This window comes from Microvirga sp. P4_G7, from assembly GCF_056401005.1.
Genome location: NZ_JBFUKD010000863.1, coordinates 1 through 1,332 on the forward strand (window position 1 = coordinate 1; position 1,332 = coordinate 1,332).

Annotated in this window: 2 protein-coding genes; both read left to right on the forward strand. The window is 57.3% G+C overall.

The annotated features are described in order from the left end of the window. A partial coding sequence (locus AC1DT3_RS21430) for a DUF1214 domain-containing protein (protein WP_477467202.1) occupies positions 1-242 on the forward strand: 242 nt, incomplete at its 5' end. 144 nt (positions 243-386) lie between these two features. Beyond that, positions 387-1,211 carry an acid phosphatase gene (locus tag AC1DT3_RS21435; protein ID WP_477467203.1) on the forward strand — a complete coding sequence of 275 codons (825 nt, stop codon included), beginning with the start codon at positions 387-389 and terminating at the stop codon, positions 1,209-1,211. The last annotated feature ends 121 nt before the right edge of the window (positions 1,212-1,332 follow it).

Genomic DNA, 1,332 nt, shown 5'->3' on the forward strand with positions numbered 1-1,332 from the left:
GCGTCTATAACGACAAGGGCTTTTTCGAGAAGAACGAATACGACGCCTATTCGGTCAACAGCATCACGGGCAAGAAGAGCGCCGATGGCGCGATCGACATCCAGTTCGGTGGCTGCGACGGGAGAATCGCGAATTGCCTGCCGATTACGAAGGGGTGGAATTACACGCTGCGGCTCTACCGTCCTCGCGCCGAGATCCTGAACGGCAAGTGGAAGATTCCGGAGGCGCAGCCTGCATCGTAGGAGGCATCAGCCTCGTCCGTTTGGTCCGGTAGCGAAGCCTGGAGCCAGGGGCGCCACCTGCCTTGCAATTTGTATTGCGACATCGTGAAGCCGATTCAACAAGCATCGGTACTATCTTTCTGGCCTTTGGGAGCGTCTTCCGTGATGCCGAGCGCGTATAGCATAGCATTTCTGTCCGTTGTCGCGATGAGCCTGAGTAATGCTATTTCGGTAGCAGCAGACAACACTGCGGGTCCAAAAGTGACCGACCCGCACTTCCAGTTGGCTCCGGGCTATCTCCAGAAAAAGGATTTGCCTGATAGTCGCGAACTACTCGGGCCGCCGCCGTCGGAGCGGAGCGCTGCGCTTGCGCGTGATGAAGATGCAAGAAGTGCAACCATACCGCTGCGCGACAAATCGCGCTGGAACTTGGCGCGCTTGGACGCGGATCTGGAGTTTCCACAACCAGCGAAAAACTTCTCTTGCGCGATGGGCGTCGACATCGACGAAAAAAAGACATCTCACCTTTACCGCTTGATGCGGAAGGTACTCACGGACGCCGGCCTGTCGACGTATGGCGCCAAGAACGCTTTCAATCGTACTCGTCCTTTCGTGGTTCACAACGAGGGCACCTGCTGGCCCGACCAGGAGCCACTACTGCGCAATGACGGCTCCTACCCTTCGGGGCATACTGCGGCTGGCTGGGCCTGGGCGCTCGTGTTGACCGAGATCAACCCTGAGCGCGCTGATGTCTTGCTCAAGCGCGGTATGGAATTCGGTCAGAGCCGTGTGATTTGCAACGCGCATTGGCAAAGTGACGTTGATGCAGGGCGTATCATGGGTGCCGCTACGGTGGCGAGGCTTCATGGCAATGCAGAATTCCTCGCTGATATTGAGGCCGCCCGCGAAGAGGTGAAAGCCGCGAGAGCAAATGGCTCGTCTTCTCAGTTGAGTTGTGCTGCGGAGGAATCGGCCTTGTCGGCTCAATAACGCTGTCGGTTTGATTTGCCCTCGAATCCGCGACCACGATGTCGAACGCGGTACGATCTTCATATCCCTGTCTAGGAAGTGGCTTGCTTGATGAACGAGGTTGCTGATCCGGCTCTGGTGA